Origin of the sequence: Streptomyces sp. NPDC050508 (assembly GCF_040655155.1) — a bacterium.
Classification (GTDB): domain Bacteria; phylum Actinomycetota; class Actinomycetes; order Streptomycetales; family Streptomycetaceae; genus Streptomyces.
On the sequence record NZ_JBFAJJ010000003.1, the window covers coordinates 644476 to 660351 of the forward strand.

The 15876-nt window shown below is 70.6% G+C and carries 13 protein-coding genes; 6 read left to right on the plus strand and 7 right to left on the minus strand.

Features of this window, described 5'->3' with window-relative positions; genetic code table 11:
* Positions 1-29 precede the first annotated feature (29 nt).
* The gene (locus tag AB0I69_RS12125) at positions 30-953 is read right to left on the minus strand and encodes an LLM class F420-dependent oxidoreductase (protein ID WP_363095496.1); all 924 of its coding nucleotides are present in this window, start codon (positions 951-953) and stop codon (positions 30-32) included.
* A gap of 248 nt (positions 954-1201) precedes the next feature.
* Between AB0I69_RS12125 and AB0I69_RS12130 the strand changes: the two genes are divergently transcribed.
* Positions 1202-1369: a hypothetical protein gene (locus AB0I69_RS12130; protein ID WP_363095497.1), complete on the plus strand. Its 168-nt coding sequence runs from the start codon at positions 1202-1204 to the stop codon at positions 1367-1369.
* Positions 1370-1453: 84 nt separating this feature from the next.
* On the opposite strand, the gene AB0I69_RS12135 is transcribed toward AB0I69_RS12130, so the two are convergent.
* The 4 genes from AB0I69_RS12135 to AB0I69_RS12150 form a co-directional block, all read right to left on the minus strand.
* Positions 1454-1924: a DUF6099 family protein gene (locus tag AB0I69_RS12135; RefSeq protein ID WP_363095498.1), complete on the minus strand. Its 471-nt coding sequence runs from the start codon at positions 1922-1924 to the stop codon at positions 1454-1456.
* Between the two features lie 210 nt (positions 1925-2134).
* Positions 2135-2461, minus strand: coding sequence for a nucleotide pyrophosphohydrolase (locus tag AB0I69_RS12140; RefSeq protein WP_363095499.1), 327 nt, complete (start codon positions 2459-2461; stop codon positions 2135-2137).
* On the minus strand, positions 2458-3699 hold the full coding sequence (locus AB0I69_RS12145; protein WP_363095500.1) for an ATP-binding protein: 1242 nt from the start codon (positions 3697-3699) through the stop codon (positions 2458-2460). The genes AB0I69_RS12140 and AB0I69_RS12145 overlap by 4 nt, the downstream gene beginning before the upstream one ends.
* Positions 3700-3785: 86 nt before the next feature.
* Complete coding sequence (locus AB0I69_RS12150; protein ID WP_363095501.1) at positions 3786-4181, minus strand: cell division protein SepF; 396 nt, start codon at positions 4179-4181, stop codon at positions 3786-3788.
* Between the two features lie 198 nt (positions 4182-4379).
* On the opposite strand from AB0I69_RS12150, the gene AB0I69_RS12155 reads away from it, so the two are divergent.
* A complete protein-coding gene (locus tag AB0I69_RS12155; RefSeq protein ID WP_363095502.1) occupies positions 4380-8393 on the plus strand; it encodes a bifunctional nitrate reductase/sulfite reductase flavoprotein subunit alpha in 4014 nt (1337 codons plus the stop codon).
* A 199-nt stretch (positions 8394-8592) separates the two neighbouring features.
* A complete protein-coding gene (locus AB0I69_RS12160) occupies positions 8593-10266 on the plus strand; it encodes a hypothetical protein (RefSeq protein WP_363095503.1) in 1674 nt (557 codons plus the stop codon).
* Between the two features lie 7 nt (positions 10267-10273).
* Here AB0I69_RS12160 and AB0I69_RS12165 read toward each other — a convergent pair whose 3' ends face one another.
* The gene (locus tag AB0I69_RS12165) at positions 10274-10792 is read right to left on the minus strand and encodes a YceI family protein (RefSeq protein WP_363095504.1); all 519 of its coding nucleotides are present in this window, start codon (positions 10790-10792) and stop codon (positions 10274-10276) included.
* A gap of 113 nt (positions 10793-10905) precedes the next feature.
* Here AB0I69_RS12165 and AB0I69_RS12170 point away from each other — a divergent pair, with 113 nt between their 5' ends.
* A complete protein-coding gene (locus AB0I69_RS12170; protein WP_363095505.1) occupies positions 10906-11397 on the plus strand; it encodes a MarR family transcriptional regulator in 492 nt (163 codons plus the stop codon).
* Between the two features lie 59 nt (positions 11398-11456).
* Here the strand turns inward: AB0I69_RS12170 and AB0I69_RS12175 are convergent, their stop codons facing one another.
* The gene (locus tag AB0I69_RS12175) at positions 11457-12476 is read right to left on the minus strand and encodes a LacI family DNA-binding transcriptional regulator (protein ID WP_363095506.1); all 1020 of its coding nucleotides are present in this window, start codon (positions 12474-12476) and stop codon (positions 11457-11459) included.
* A gap of 184 nt (positions 12477-12660) precedes the next feature.
* On the opposite strand from AB0I69_RS12175, the gene AB0I69_RS12180 reads away from it, so the two are divergent.
* Complete coding sequence (locus AB0I69_RS12180) at positions 12661-14583, plus strand: beta-L-arabinofuranosidase domain-containing protein (protein ID WP_363095507.1); 1923 nt, start codon at positions 12661-12663, stop codon at positions 14581-14583.
* 48 nt (positions 14584-14631) lie between these two features.
* Complete coding sequence (locus tag AB0I69_RS12185; protein ID WP_363095508.1) at positions 14632-15873, plus strand: extracellular solute-binding protein; 1242 nt, start codon at positions 14632-14634, stop codon at positions 15871-15873.
* The last annotated feature ends 3 nt before the right edge of the window (positions 15874-15876 follow it).

The window sequence follows — 15876 nt, forward strand, 5'->3', positions numbered from 1 at the left end:
GCGGGGCTCGGCACCCCGCCCGCACGGTGTCACGACAGCTGCGACTGCACCTGGGCCGAGATCAGCTCCAGGTGGTCCAGGTCGGCGAGGTCGAGGACCTGGAGGTAGAGGCGCTCGGCGCCGATCTCGGCGTAGCGGCCGATCTTGTCGACGACCTCGGACGGGGTGCCCGCCAGGCCGTTGGCCTTGAGTTCGTCGACCTCGCGGCCGATCACGGCGGCGCGGCGGGCGACCTCCTGGTCGTCCTTGCCGACGCAGACCACGAGGGCGTTGGAGTACGTGAGGTCGTCGGCCTTGCGGCCGGCCTCCTCGGCGGCGGCGCGGACCCGGCCGAACTGCCTCTCGCTGTCCTCGACCGAGGCGAACGGCATGTTGAACTCGTCGGCGAACTGCGCCGTCAGCTTCGGGGTACGGCTCGCGCCGTGACCGCCGATCAGCACAGGGATCCTCGCCTGCGCGGGCTTGGGCAGCGCGGGTGAGTCGGTCAGGTCGTAGTGCGTGCCGTGGAAGTCGAAGGTGTCGCCGGGCTTGGTCTCCCACAGCCCGGTGACGATCGCCAGCTGCTCCTCCAGGCGGGCGAACTTCTCCTTCGGGAACGGGATGCCGTACGCCTTGTGCTCCTGCTCGAACCAGCCCGCGCCCAGGCCGAGTTCGACCCGGCCGCCCGACATCTGGTCGACCTGCGCGACCTGGATGGCGAGGACGCCGGGGAGGCGGAAGGTGGCGGCCGTCATCAGGGTGCCCAGGCGGATGCGCTTGGTCTCACGGGCGAGGCCGGCCAGGGTGATCCAGGCGTCGGTGGGGCCGGGTAGGCCGTCACCGGAGCCCATGGCGAGGTAGTGGTCGGAGCGGAAGAAGGCGTCGAAGCCGAGGTCTTCGGTGGCCTTGGCCACGGCGAGCAAGGTGTCGTAGGTCGCCCCCTGCTGGGGCTCGGTGAAGATGCGAAGATCCATGCCTCCATCCTGCACGCCCGGGTGCCGGTCAACCCCACCGGTCCCTCCGGCCCCTCTCGTCCCCGGTCGGGTGAAATTACGTCAACCGTGCGCACGGGGGCCGCCCGCGCCAGTGACCGGCCCCGTTGATGATCGTTGGCTCGGGCGGAGCCGGACCGCCCGGATTCCCGCACCGGCAGGACGACGTCGGGGCGACACCCGCATCGGCCTCCTCCCAGGTGGGGAGGCCACGGGCCGAGGAGGCCGTCATGTCCGAAGAAGCCGTGCCACAGCAGGCCGGGCCTGCACAACCGAAGGGGTTGTTGCAGCAGATGGAGGAGCTGATGGCGTCCTTGAACGCGGACCTGTCCGCCCTGGACGCGGACCTGCAGTCGGCCGGAACCACGGAGCCGACACAATCAGCACAGGCCACGTGAGGCGCCCCTAAAGGGGCGCGGGGAACTGCGCGACCAGCCACGACGGCGTCGCGCAGACCCTACGAACGCAACTCCCCCGCACCGTCACCCCGCCTCCCGCTCCGGTATCCCCTGCTCCCGGTCCGCCAGTCTTCGGAGCATCTCCAGGACCCGGTCCCGGGACTCGTCCGCCGCGTCGATCGCCTCCATGCACTGCCAGTACGTGCCCTCGTCGTCCGCCGCGCAGGCGACGCCGACGAGGGCGATGCCGACCTCGCCGAGCAGCCCGCCCAGGCACAGCAGGGCGAGGCGGGCGTCGCCCAACTCCGTGAGCTGGGCCGCGCGTAAGTCCTCGACGGCGAGCACGGGAGTGTCGAGCACTCCGCAGCCCCGGCCCGCCAGCTCGGTCAACCCCAGTGCCTCGCCCCGCAGTTCGGGCGGGCCGAAGACCGCGAGGCGGCTGCCTATCGCCTGGGCGAGGGCCTGCGCCTGCCACACCTCCGTCATGGTCTGAGGCACGTCGCCGCTTCCGGCCAGGGCGCGCCTGCTCGTCACGATGAGCCGCATCGCGTCCATGCGCTGCCCCCGTCATATCCCGACGTGCTGTTCGCACGTCCGCCCGAACTCCCTTGTCCACTACCCAGAGTGAGAGTCCCTGAGACGAAAAGCCAGAGGAAGGCGGAAATCTGTGGACAACAAATCGGTTGCGGACAGATGAATGACTCCGGAGAGTGAAAATGGACGCGCGGACTCCCCCAATCGATCGACTACGGCGAGGACTTGCGGCTACGGCGCCGGGAACCTGTGCTCGTTCCGGTCGATCTTCGCGTCGAGTGCGGCGAGCGGGTCGATGCCGAGCACCTCGCACAGTTGCAGCAAGTACGCGAGGACGTCGGCGACTTCGTCCGTCACCCGGTGCGCGCTGTCCGGGTCGTCCATGACCCGTGCCGACTCCTCGGGGGTCAACCACTGGAAGATCTCGACGAGTTCGGAGGCCTCCACGCTGAGCGCGGCGACGAGGTTCTTGGGGGTGTGGTACGGCTGCCAGTTCCGCGTGGCCGCGAACTCGGCCAGTCTGCGCTGCAGTTTCGCCACGTCGAGATGTTCTGTCACGGCTCCAGGTGTACCACTGTGACGCCGTCGGTCCGAGTGGCCCAGGATGCGTCGCTCACCGCGCCGACCAGGCGGATGTGACCGCGTTCGCACATGCGCGTCGCGAGCCGCAGGAGTTCGGCCCGTTGCCGTACGTCCACTCCGCGGTCGAGGCCGTCGGCGAGGACGGTGAGGGTCTGCATCGCGGCGGGGACCTCGCCGGGCGGGTCGACCTCCAGGACGCCGGGGCCGGTGAGGAGCACCAACGCCAGTGCCGCGTACCGGAGTTCGCCGTCGCCGAGCCGTTCGAAGCCGGTGCGCAGGCCGTCGCCGCGGTCGAGCACCGCACGGAGCAGGCCGTTGCCCAGGGGTTCCGCGAGGAGGTCCACGACGGGTCCGGCGCAGCCGGTGCGTACCGCCGTGACGAGTTGCGCGTGCCGTCGCCCGCACTCGGACCGGGTGCGCCACAGCACGTCGGCGAGGTTGCCGCAGTCCCGCAGCAGCCGCCCGTCGCCGATCGGCACGGCCGCGCGCATCCGCTCGGGTGCCGGATCGCAGGCGAAGACGGAGCGCAGGGCGACCACCATCTGTTCGGCGGCGGCGAGGACTTGGCGCTGCCCGTCCGTCTTGCCGGCGACGCGCAACGGCAGCAGGGCGGTGCCGAGCCGGTCGTCCGGCAGCGGGGCGCGGGTGACCGGCGAGGAGCCCGCCGTGTGCCAGGCGGCCTGGACCGAGCGGCGCGAGGGGTCGCGCAGCGCGGTCTCCAGGAGGACCAGCCCGCCGGACGTCAACCGCTCGCCCACGATGCGCAGTTCGGGCTCGGCCTGGACGGCGACGTCGAGCCGTACCGGACCCTCGGGCCCGTCCGCCGTACAGCCGATGCGGAACCCGCGCCGGCGCTGGGCGTCGGGCCGGGCGCGCTCCGGGACACAGGCGACCGGGTCCGGGAACACCTCCCCCAGCTCGCCCCCGCCGCCGAGCCGCGCGAGTGCCTCGTAGGCCCGCAGCGCGCTGGTCTTGCCGCACCCGCTGGGCCCGGCGAAGAGGGTGAGCGGCCCGAGCGGGAAGGCGGCTCCTCGGTGCGTGGCGAACGCCGACAGCCGCAGCTCGGTGAGGTGCGGTCGGTCGGAGTGCGCCTCGGGGCGCGCGGGGCCCGTCGGCGAGGGCCGGGGCGAGACGGCTTCCGGCGGCGGCGCCTGCGGCGGCACACGGGACTCGCACGGCTGGGAGGACGGGGAGGACTGGGGCGACACTGCCATATCCGGACCGTAGGCCTCCGCTGGCAGGTGAACCGTTCCGCCCGGGGAACCTTCCTACGATCGGGGGATCACGTCTGCCACCGGCCTCACACGCCCGGGACTCCCGCCCCCTCCATCAGTCCCCGCACCTCGGTGCCCGGGGGTGTGAGCAGGAACACGTTCCGGTCGACGCGGGTCATTCCGCTCGCCAGGCCGAAGACGACGCCCGTGCTGAAGTCCAGCACCCGCTTGGCCACATCGGTCTCCGCGCCGGTCAGGTCGAGGAGCACCGGTATGCCCGCCATCAGGGTCTCCGCGACCTCGCGGGCGTCCCCGAACACGTTCACCCGGAGGACGACGAAGCGGCGGCGGGGCTCGGTCTCGGCCTCGGGTATGGAACGGTGGCTCACGGCGGACGGCCAGGCGTCCCGCCCTCGCAGCGGCACTACCTGGGCGAGCCCCTCCCACTGTTCGTCGGTGACATCGTGGCTGTTCACCGGCATGCTCCGTCCTGGGTCGCGCTGGCAGTCTGCATCCGGCAATTGTTGCGCACTGTCACCCGTTCGGCCCACCAGCGACACACTCCGCGACAAGATCTGGCGCATCTCACAGTGGCCCCCGGACGGTTGTGCAGTGCGCGTAACCCCTCATGATCGAGCCACGTGACATCGGCGTAACGGGCAATTCGTACGGTCTACGGCATGACGACGCCCAGGACGCAGCAGGTACGGACGGTCTGCTCGTACTGCGGTGTGGGCTGCGGCATGCTGCTCGACGTAGGGGCGGGTCCCGACGGTCGGCGTACGGTCCTCAGGGCGTCCGGCGACAAGGCGCACCCGGCGAACGCGGGCCGGCTGTGCACCAAGGGCGCGACCACGGCCGAGATGCTCGCCGCGCCGGGTCGGCTGACCGGCGCGCTGGTGCGGGACGAGCGGGGCGCGGAGCCGGTCTCCGCGCCCGTGGCCGACGCCGTCGCCGAGACCGCGCGGCGGCTGCGGGGGATCGTCGACGAGCACGGGCCGGACGCGGTCGCCCTCTATGTCTCCGGGCAAATGAGCCTGGAGGCGCAGTACTTGGCGAACAAGCTGGCCAAGGGGTTCCTGCGGACGAACCAGATCGAGTCCAACTCCCGGCTGTGCATGGCGAGTGCGGGCGCCGGATACAAGTCGTCGCTGGGCGCGGACGGGCCGCCGGGGTCCTACGAGGACTTCGAGCGGGCGGACGTGTTCCTGGTCATCGGCTCGAACATGGCCGACTGCCATCCGATTCTCTTCCTGCGGATGATGGAACGGGTCAAGGCGGGCGCCAAGTTGATCGTCGTCGACCCGCGCCGGACCGCCACGGCGGCGAAGGCCGACCTCTTCCTGCAGATCGCGCCGGGCACCGATCTCGCCCTGCTCAACGGCCTGTTGCATCTGCTGCACGAGAACGGGCACACGGACCCGGAGTTCATCGCCGCGCACACCGAGGGCTGGGAGGCGCTGCCCGCGTTCCTCGCCGACTACCCGCCGGACGCCGTCGCCGCCCTCACGGGTCTCGCCGAGGACGACATCCGTACGGCGGCCCGGCTGATCGGCGGGGCGGGCGAGTGGATGAGCTGCTGGACGATGGGGCTCAACCAGTCCACGCACGGCACATGGAACACCAACGCCCTCATCAACCTGCATCTCGCGACGGGCGCGATCTGCCGTCCGGGCAGCGGCCCGTTCTCCCTCACCGGCCAGCCGAACGCGATGGGCGGCCGTGAAATGGGCTACATGGGCCCGGGGTTGCCGGGTCAGCGGTCCGTACTCGTCGCGCAGGAACGGGAGTTCACCGAGGAGCTGTGGGGCCTGGCGCCCGACACGATCCGCGCGGACGGCGTCGGCCGGGGCACCGTCGAGATGTTCCGGAAGATGGCCGACGGCGACATCAAGGCCTGCTGGATCATCTGCACCAACCCGGTCGCCTCGGTCGCCAACCGACGGACCGTCATCGAGGGCCTGGAAGCAGCCGAGTTCGTCGTCACCCAGGACGTCTTCGCCGACACCGAGACCAACGCGTACGCCGATGTCGTCCTGCCCGGCGCGATGTGGACCGAGTCCGAGGGCGTCCTCGTCAACAGCGAGCGCACCCTCACACTGGCCCGTCCCGTCGTCGACCCGCCCGGCGAGGCGACGGCCGACTGGCGGCTCATCGCGGCCGTCGCCTGCGCGATGGGGTACGAGAAGGGCTTCACGTACGACAGCGCGGAGGAAGTCTTCGAGGAGATACGGCAGTTCTGGAACCCGGTGACCGGGTGGGATCTGCGCGGGGTGACGTACGAGCGGCTGCGGGCCACGCCGGTGCAGTGGCCGGCGGCGCAGGAGGACGGGCCGGACCGCAACCCCATCCGGTACGTGGGCGGGAATGAGCTGCGCTTCCCGACTGCCAGTGGACGGGCCGCCTTTCACGCCCGCCCTCATATGCCGGCCGCCGAACTGCCCGACGACGACTACCCGTTCGTGCTGAACACCGGACGGCTTCAGCACCAGTGGCATACGCTGACGAAGACGGGCAGGGTCGCCAAGCTCAACAAGCTGAACCCCGGGCCCTTCGTGGAGCTCCATCCGCAGGACGCGCGGGAGTTGGGCATCGCGGAGGGCGACTCGGTGGAGGTCGCGTCGCGGCGGGGGCGGGCGGTGCTGCCGGCGGTGGTGACCGACCGGGTGCGGCCCGGGGGCTGTTTCGCGCCGTTCCACTGGAACGACCTCTTCGGCGAGTATCTGAGTGTCAACGCGGTGACGAACGACGCGGTGGATCCGGTGTCGTTCCAGCCGGAGTTCAAGGTGTGCGCGGTGTCGCTGGCGAAGGTGGCGAGTGCGGCACCGGCGCCGGCGCCCGCGGAGGTCGTCGTCCCGACCGCCGTGACCCCGGGCACGAATCCCTTCGGCCTCGATCTCGCCCCGCCGCCCGTCCTGACCTCGCAGGAACGCCGCTACCTGACCGGCTTCCTCGCGGGTATCGCATCCGGCGCCCCGGGTGTGCCCGTGCTGCCGCCGGACGCGCCCTTCAGTACCGAGCACGCGCTGTGGGTCAACGGCGTTCTCGCGGGGATGTATTCGAGGTCGACGCCCGCTCCTCCGCGTCAACAGCCGCAAATCGGACGGCAGATAGTCGTCCTGTGGGCCTCGCAGACCGGTAACGCTGAGGAGTTGGCGGCGGCCACCGCCGAGCGGCTGGGCTCGGCCGGGCACCGGGCGACCCTGGTCGGCATGGACCAGGCCGACGTCGGCACGCTCCCGGGTGACGCCGATCTCCTCTTCATCACCAGCACGTTCGGTGACGGCGACGCCCCGGACAACGGCTCCGGCTTCTGGGACACACTCGCCGACGAGCAGGCGCCCCGGCTGGACGGAGTGCGGTTCGCGGTGCTCGCCCTGGGCGACTCGTCGTACGACGACTTCTGCGGGCACGGGCGCCGACTGGACGCGCGGCTCGACGAGTTGGGCGGGGTACGGCTGACTCCGCGTGCGGACTGCGAGCCGGACTTCGAGCCGTCGGCGGACGCGTGGCTCGGCCAGGTACTCGACGCGCTGGGCACCGACACCGGGACCCCTGAATCACCGCCCCGCACCCCGAAACACACCCTCACCACCGCTCGTCTCGTGGGCAACCTGCTGCTGAGCCGACCCGGCGCGGGCAAGGAAGTCCGCCGGTTCACCTTCGACACCAGCGGCACGGACCTGACGTACGAGACCGGTGACGCACTCGGCGTGCGGCCGGTCAACTCCCCCTCCCTGGTGGACGAATGGCTCGCCGCCACCGGCACCGATGCCGGGGCGGTCGTAGCACTGGAAGGCATGGGAGAACTCCCCTTCGCCGAAGCACTCCACCGGCAGTTGGACATCACCCGGATCACCCCGGACCTGCTCCGGTTCGTGGCCGAACGGGCGCGGGACGACCGGGAGTTGCGCAGGCTGCTGCGGCCCGACAACAAGGACGGGCTGGCGAAGTGGAGTTGGGGGCGGCAGGCGGTGGACGTGCTGGCCGAGCATCCGGTGCGTGCGAGTGCCGTGGAATGGGCCGGAGTCCTCAAGAGGCTTCAGCCGCGCCTGTATTCGATCTCGTCCAGCCCACTCGTCGACCCGCACAGCGTCTCACTGACGGTGTCGGTGGTGCGTTACGAGAATCTCGACGGCCGTCCGCGCGGCGGGGTCTGCTCACCGTTCCTGGCCGATGCCGATGCGGGGACGGAGGTGCCGGTGTTCGTGCAACGCTCGCCGCACTTCCGGCCGCCCGCCGATCCCTCGACGCCGATGGTGATGGTCGGACCCGGCACCGGGGTCGCGCCGTTCGTCGGCTTCCTTCAGGAGCGGCAGGCGCTCGGGCATCCCGCGCCGAACTGGCTGTTCTTCGGCGAGCAGCACCGCGCGACGGATTTCTACTACGAGGAGGAGCTGACGGCGTTGCTTGCCGAGGGCGCCCTCGACCGCCTCGACACGGCCTTCTCGCGCGACCAGCGCGCCAAGGTGTACGTGCAGGACCGGATGCGGGAGCACGGGCCGGAGTTGTGGCACTGGCTGCAGGAGGGCGCCCACTTCTATGTGTGCGGCGACGCCTCGCGGATGGCGAAGGACGTGGACCGGGCGCTGCGCGACATCGCGGTCGCGCACGGCGGGCTGGACGAGACCGAGGCGGCCGCGTACGTGAAGCAACTGGCGGCGGCCAAACGGTATGTGCGCGATGTTTACTGAATGAACTGATGGCTTCGGTCAGTTGAACAATGCCGTTCGCTTTTGCGGCTTTCCCGCCACAAAAGCGGACTTCTTACCGCCCTCACACCGGACTCTTCACGACTCGCGACACCTCGCTCACCAGGGCCGATTAGCCTCCTATGTCGTGCACTTGGCAGAAACACCACAGGTGACACCCGGTCGGCGGACACAGTCGGCGGTGTCCGCCCCGGAACCTCCCGCGCAGTGGCACCGCATCCTCACTCTGCTCGCCGACATCAGTCTGTTCATCGGCGTCCGCCCGGTGTGGACGCAGGCCGCCAGCCACCGGCTCGTCGTGGCCGCGGCGGTCTCCCTGTGCTACGTCTCGATCCTGGTGTGCGGCGTCATGGCCCTGGTGGTGCGCCGGGCGCGGTCGTTGGCCCGGATCGACCTCATCGTGCTGGTGACGGCGGTCCTGCTGACGCTGTCCGCGTGGTCCGTGTTCCACAACGGCGGCGACGAGGCGGTCCTCACCACCCAGGCCGCCAAGGAACTGGTCGCCGGGCACCCGATCTACGGACAGCCCTGGCCGTGGCTCTTCCACTCCGGAGGGGTCGCGCTGACCCCGACCGTGAGCGGCGGCTACGACTACACCTACGGATATCCGCCGCTGGAAACGCTGTTGACGGCGCCCCTGCTGTGGATCGGGCACGGCGGCGCCCCCGCGACGGCCGTCGCCACCGGCGCGCTCATCGCGGGCGCGGTCCTCATGTGGCGGCTGCTGCCCACCCAGTGGCGGCCCGCGGCCACCATCGCGTGCCTGGGCCTCGGCCTGCTGCCGACCTACGGCCGCCAGGGCTACCCCGCCGTCCTCGCCATGGCGTTGCTGGTACCGGTGGTGATCCGCTGGCCCCGGATCGGCAGGGGCGGCCGGCTCGGCCCTGCCGGGATCGCCCAGGCCGTATGCCTGGGGGCGGCCTGCGCGGCGCAGCAACTCCCCTGGTTCCTCACGCCGTTCCTGCTCGCCGGGATCTACGCGGTGCGCCGCGGTGAACTGGGCGCCCGGCAGGCGGCGTTGGTGCTGCTACGGATCGTCGGCATCGCCGTCACCGTATGGCTGCTGATCAACACGTACTTCATCGTGCACGAGCCGGGCACCTGGCTGGAAGGCATCGCGCTGCCGCTGACGCAGGGCGCGGTGGTGCACGGCCAGGGCCTGGTGGACATCTCGCTGTACTTCACGAACGGCAGCGACCGCCTCGACTGGTACTCCCACGCGAGCATGCTGCTGGCGGCCGGCCTGCTCGCCGTGTTCGTGCTGTTCGTACGGCGGTTGGGCCCGGCGGCGACGGTCCTGCCCTGGTGCGCCTTCTTCCTGGCGACCCGCTCGCAGGACGGCTACTACCTGATGATGACCCCGCTGTGGCTGGCGGCGGCGGTCACCACGCCCCTCTCGGAGTTCCGCGACGCGTGGCAGCCGCGCCCCCGGCTGCTGTCCGGTCCGCACCGGCTCCGGGCCCGGGTCGCGGCGGCCGTGCTGCTGGTCACGCCCGCGCTGGCGAGTGCGGCCGTGGCGGCGACGGGGGCACCGCCGATGAGCATGAAGCTCGCCGAGGTGCGGCGCGCGGCGCCCACCGTCGTGACCCGGCTGACCGTCCGGGTGACCAACACGTCCGGCACCGCGCTCTCGCCGCACTACATGCTCACCACGGGCCAGGGCATGAGCAGGTTCTGGTCCCAGGTGGGCGGTCCGGCGACGCTGCCCGCGCACAGCACGGTGAGCATCGAACTCCGTCCGCCCGGCGGGAAGTTCACCCTTCCTCACAAGACCGTCCGGATCCGGGTGCGCGCGTTCACCGCCACCCCGCAGACACTGTCCAGTTCGGACGTCCGGCTGCAGCCGACGCGTTGACGGTCCGTCAGGCGGCGGACGTACGCAGGAAGCGGAGCGAGGCGGTGACCGTGGTCAGGCCGCGCAGCATGCCCAGCTGGTTCCAGCCCAGGCCGAACTGGTCGCGGTCCACGGTGAATTCGGTGTCCAGAGTGAGTGCTTCGCCGGTCGCGTCCTTGAGGCGGGCCGTGAAGGTCTGGGGGCGGCTTATGCCGTGGACGGTCAGCTGACCGACGACGTGCACGGTGTCACCGTCGCGCAGTTCCGCGCTGCGCACGGCGAAGGTGATCTCCGGGAACTTGTCGGTGTCGAACAGGTCGGCGGACCGCAGATGCTTGTCGCGCTTGGGGTTCTTGGTGTCCAGGGAGGCGGCGTCCAGGGTCAGCGTGCCGATCGCGGATCCGTCGCCCCGGACCTCACCCTGACCGCTGAGGGTGCCGAAGGTGCCCTTCACGTTGACCAGGCCCCAGATCGTCTTGTGGCTGATCCCCACGGTGGAGACGGCCTGGTCGAGCTGCCACACCCCGGTTTCGACGGCGACGGTCATGATCTCTCCCACTGGTTCCGGTAGTCCAAATTTGAATGAGCCTCACGCTAGCCCATTATCCAAATCTGGACAACCACCTCCTCCAAAATTGGACAACAGGTAGACTCGACACCATGGCCGACCCTGTTGAGCATCCCGCCGACCAGCCCCAATGCCCCTCCCTGCAGGCCGACGGGCTGCTCCCGCCCGAGCTGCGTGCCTGGATGCTGCTGCTGGCGGCGACGGGTGCGGTGGAGCAGGAGCTCCGCTCGGTCGTGAAGGGGAACCTGGACGTGTCGCACGACGAGTTCCTGGTGCTGTGCCTGCTGGCCGAGCAGCCCAAGGAGGGGCTGCGGATGACCCGGATCGCGGAGCTGCTGGGCCGGCCCAAGACCCGGCTGACGTATCAGATCGCCTGTCTCCAGCACGCGGGCCTGGTCACCCGGAAGTCCGTCTGCGGCGACAAGCGCGGCATCGAGGTCGCCCTCACCGAGAAGGCCCGCGAGCTGCTGCGCGAGGCCTCCGGGTCACTGGCCGAGACGGTCAGGCGGGGACTCGTGCAGTTCGTGGGGCGGGAGCAACGGGAGGCGCTGGACGCCCTGTTCCCCGATCGCGCGGCCAGCTGACGCCGTTCTCCTACGACTTCGATCGCGCCGCCAACTGACGCCGCTCTCCCACGACTTCCTCAGCTGGACTCCCGCACCACCAACCGGCACGGCACCGTGTGCAGCCCGGGTGCCGGGTCGGCGTCGATCGCCTCCAGGAGCCGTAGGGCCGCGATCCGGCCGATCTCGTCGAGGCTCATGTCGATGGTGGTGAGGGGCGGGCGGCTGGCCAGGGACATGGTGTCCCAGTTGTCGTAGCCGACGACGGCGATGTCGACGGGGACGCTCACCCCGCGCTCGCGCAGCGCGTCGGTGACACCCCTGGCGATCTGGTCGTTGCCGCAGAAGAAGGCGTCGGTGTCGGGCGCCGTGCGCAGGACCGCGTCGGCGGCGCGACGACCCCACGCCTCGCTCCACTCGCCGAAGTGGACGCGCCCGGTGGCGAGTTCGAGCCCGGCACCCTTCAGGTGGTCGATCGCGTGCCGGGCCCGGTCCTGGGCCGCGGCGTGATGGGCCGGGCCGGTGATGTGCGCGATCCGGGTGCGGTCGGTGGCCAGCAGATGTTCCACGGCCAGGCGGGCGCCGCCCTCGTCGTCGGAGACGACGGAGGTGTCGTCGGGGTCGGTGGACGGGGACAGCGCGTAGACCACCGGGACCTCGTCGACGCCGGTGAGCGGCGGGCGGGGGTCGGTGCGGCGGCCGGTGACGATGATGCCGTCCACCCGCCGGTCCATGAGGTTGCGCAGATGGTGCTGTTCGCGGATCGCGTCGCCCCGGGTGTCGCACAGCAGCACCGAGATCTTGCCGGCTCCGAGCGCGTCCTCGGCACCCAGCAGCACCGGCGTGCTGAACCGGCCGATGCCGTCCGTCGTCATCAGCCCGACCGTCCAACTCCGCCCGGTGTGCAGGCTTTGCGCGTACTGGTTGGGCCGGAACCCGAGGGCCTCGACCGCGTCCAGCACCCGCTGCCGGGTCTCGGGCCGCATCCGCCCGCCGCCGTTCAGCGCCTTCGACGCGGTGCCCACGCTGACGCCCGCGAGCGCGGCCACATCGGCGAGTCTGGCCCGGCCCGCGGAGGGTGAACGAGAAGCAGAGGTCACGGGCAATCCTTTTCCTTCTCGTCGACGACACGTCGGCGCTGACGGCCTCATCGGCGACAGTAGCAGCCCCGGGGCGAGCTGAAAAAACCTTTGCTCCACTACTTGACCCCTCTCTGCCACTTCCCTCTACTGTCCTGCAGGAAAACGGTTGCTCAAACGAGTTCCCGAGAAGAACCGGAGAGCCATGCCCCGCATCCCTTCCGCCGCGTCCCCCATCGGTCCGGTCCGGCTCGGCCCCGCCGCCCGCGCGGCGCTGCGCCCCGGCTCCGCCGACGTCACGGCAGGCTTCTGGCACACCCGCCGGGAGGTCAACGCCCGGGTGTCCCTGCCCCAGGGCCCCGGTCTGCTGGAGTCCGCCGGCAATCTGCACAACCTGCGACTGGCCGCCGGCACGACCGAGGGTGAGTACCGGGGCGCGTACCCGTTCGTCGACACGGACGTCTACAAGTGGCTGGAGGCCGCCTCCTGGCAGCTCGCCCAACAGCCGGACGGGGAGCTGGAGTTCGAGGTCGACCGGATCATCGCCCTGGTCGCCGCCGCCCAGCAGCCGGACGGCTACCTCAACACCTGGTTCCAGGTCCGGGAGGGCGGTGCACGCTACCAGGACCTGCGCTGGGGACATGAGCTGTACTGCGCGGGCCATCTGATCCAGGCGGCGGTGGCGCATCACCGGGCGACCGGCCGCCCCGAACTCCTCGCCGTGGCAAGCCGGTTCGCCGATCACCTCGGCCTGGTCTTCGGGCCGCCGGGCAGCGGCAGGCCGATCGACGGCATCGACGGGCACCCGGAGGTGGAGACCGCGCTGGTCGAGCTGTACCGGGAGACCGGCGACCGCGCCCACCTCGACCTGGCCGGCTACTTCGTGGACCGGCACGGCCACGGCCTCCTCGGCGGCGAGGCCTACTGCCAGGACCGCGTCCCGGTGCGCGAGGCCACCACTGTGGAGGGCCACGCCGTACGGCAGTTGTACCTGCTGGCCGCGGTCGCCGACCTCGCCACCGAGTCCGACGATCCTCAACTGCGGTCGGCCGCCGAGCGGTTGTGGCACGCGATGACCACGACCAAGACCCACCTCACCGGCGGCCTCGGCGCACACCACGACGAGGAGGACTTCGGCGACCCGTACGAACTCCCCAACGAACGTGCCTACTGCGAGACCTGTGCGGCCATCGCCTCCGTCCAGTGGAGCTGGCGCATGGCCCTGCTCACCGGCGAGGCCCGCTATTCCGACCTGATCGAACGCACCCTGTACAACGGCTTCCTGGCCGGGGTGTCGCTCGACGGCGAGCGCTGGCTGTACGTCAACCCGCTCCAGGTCCGCGACGGCCACAACGACCCCGGCGGCGACCAGTCGGCCCGCCGCACCCGCTGGTTCCGCTGCGCCTGCTGCCCGCCGAACGTCATGCGGCTGCTGGCCTCCCTGGAGCACTACCTGTCGTCCGGCGACGAACAGGGCCTACAGATCCACCAGTTCGTGACGGGCCGGTACTCCCACGGCGCGATGTCCGTCCGCGCCGAGACCGACTACCCCTGGCACGGCACGGTCGCCCTCACCGTCGAGGAGACCCCCGACCGGCCGTGGACGCTCTCGTTGCGCATCCCGCAGTGGTGCCGCGAATTCCGCGTGCGTGTCGGGGAGTTGTCGTACGACCAGACGGACGCGCCCGTCTCCGGCGGCTGGCTGCGGCTCGAACGGACCTGGGCACCCGGCGACTCGGTCGTCCTGGAGCTGGGCCTCGAACCCCGCCTGACCGGCGCCGACCCGCGGGTGGACGCCGTGCGCGGCTGCGCCGCGATCGAGCGCGGACCCCTCGTGTACTGCCTGGAACAGGTGGACCACCCCGGCGGCGGCCTGGACGACATCGTCCTCGATCCCACCCGCCCGCTCGCCGTGAAGCACCGCCCGGATCTGCTCGGCGGGGTCACCACCGTCGTCGCGGCCGGGCACCGCAGGCACCTTGCGGAGAACGGGAGTTGGTGGCCGTACCCGGCCGCCGGACCCGACGCCGCACCGGCCGGCGACCTGGTCGAGCTCACCGCGATCCCTTACTACGCGTGGGCCAATCGTCAGGACGGCAGCATGCGCGTCTGGCTGCCGACCTCCTGAACTCCCTTGTCCTTCAGCCCGGTTCACCCTGACAACGAGGTCACTCCCGTGCGAAAAACCCGCCGAACCCTCCTCATCGCGCTCACCGCGACCAGTGCGCTCGTCTCCGTCGCCGCGTGCGGCTCCGGCTCCGGTTCCTCCTCGTCCTCCGGCGACTCCAAGACCTACGCCTTCTGGGACCCCTACCCGCAGTTCGACGCTTCCTCCGACTGGGGCAAGCGGGTCGCGCAGTGCGGCACGCAGGCCGGGGTGAAGATCAAGCGGACCGCGTACGACACGTCGGACCTGGGCAACAAGGCGCTGCTGGCCGCACAGCAGGGCAACGCGCCGGACGTGATGCTGGTGGACAACCCGGTCGTCTCCACGCTGGTGGAGGCGGGCATCCTCAACAAGACGAGCGACCTCGGGCTCGACACGTCGGCGATCCAGAAGAACATCATCGGCGCGGGCACGCTGGACGGCTCGGCGTACGGGATACCCGTGGGGGCCAACACCCTTGCCCTCTACTACAACAAGAAGATCCTGGCCGCCGCGCATGTCGATCCCGCGTCGGTGAAGGACTGGGGCTCGCTGACGGCGGCGCTGAAGAAGGTCAAGTCGGCGGGGAAGAAGGGCATCACGTTCTCCGCGATCAACACGGAGGAGGGGAGTTTCCAGTTCCTGCCCTGGTTCTGGGGTGCGGGCGGCGACCTCACGAAGCTCAACTCCTCCGAGGGGGTTGCCGCGTTGACGTTGTGGAAGGGCTGGGTGGACTCGGGGTACGCGCCCAAGGACGTGCTCAACAACACCCAGACCACCAGCTGGCAGGAGTTCGCCACGGGGAACTACGCGTTCAGCGAGAACGGGACGTGGCAGCTCGGCAACGCGGACAAGGCGGGGTTCGGGTACGGGATCATCAACATCCCTGCGCAGAACGGGGGTTCGGCTCCCGTGCCGACCGGGGGTGAGTTCGTCACCGTGCCGGTGCAGAAGGACACCGGGCGGTATGGCGTCAGCAAGAAGATCGTCACGTGTCTGACCAGCGCGGGCAGTCTGCTCGCGACCGACACGACGCTGATGTATGTCGCGCCGACTGCTGCTGTGCAGGCTGAACAGGTCGCCAAGAACGCGGAGTTGAAGCCGTGGGTGACTGCGGTGGCCGCTGCGCGGGGGCGGACCAGTGGGGGGTTGGGTACGAAGTACCCCACTATCTCGCAGCCGTTGTGGACGGCTGTGCAGTCGGCGTTGTCCGGGGGGAAGAGTGCGCAGGCTGCGTTGGATGTGGCTCAGTCCGCTGCGGGCAAGGGCTGACGG

Excerpts from the sequence above, each read along its gene's own strand:
- AB0I69_RS12125 (WP_363095496.1), bottom strand. The coding sequence starts at position 953 with ATGGATCTTCGCATCTTCACCGAGCCCCAGCAGGGGGCGACCTACGAC.
- AB0I69_RS12165 (WP_363095504.1), bottom strand. The coding sequence starts at position 10,792 with ATGACCGTCGCCGTCGAAACCGGGGTGTGGCAGCTCGACCAGGCCGTC.
- AB0I69_RS12130 (WP_363095497.1), top strand. The coding sequence starts at position 1,202 with ATGTCCGAAGAAGCCGTGCCACAGCAGGCCGGGCCTGCACAACCGAAG.
- AB0I69_RS12155 (WP_363095502.1), top strand. The coding sequence starts at position 4,380 with ATGACGACGCCCAGGACGCAGCAGGTACGGACGGTCTGCTCGTACTGC.
- AB0I69_RS12180 (WP_363095507.1), top strand. The coding sequence starts at position 12,661 with ATGCCCCGCATCCCTTCCGCCGCGTCCCCCATCGGTCCGGTCCGGCTC.
- AB0I69_RS12135 (WP_363095498.1), bottom strand. The coding sequence starts at position 1,924 with ATGGACGCGATGCGGCTCATCGTGACGAGCAGGCGCGCCCTGGCCGGA.
- AB0I69_RS12145 (WP_363095500.1), bottom strand. The coding sequence starts at position 3,699 with ATGGCAGTGTCGCCCCAGTCCTCCCCGTCCTCCCAGCCGTGCGAGTCC.
- AB0I69_RS12150 (WP_363095501.1), bottom strand. The coding sequence starts at position 4,181 with ATGCCGGTGAACAGCCACGATGTCACCGACGAACAGTGGGAGGGGCTC.
- AB0I69_RS12170 (WP_363095505.1), top strand. The coding sequence starts at position 10,906 with ATGGCCGACCCTGTTGAGCATCCCGCCGACCAGCCCCAATGCCCCTCC.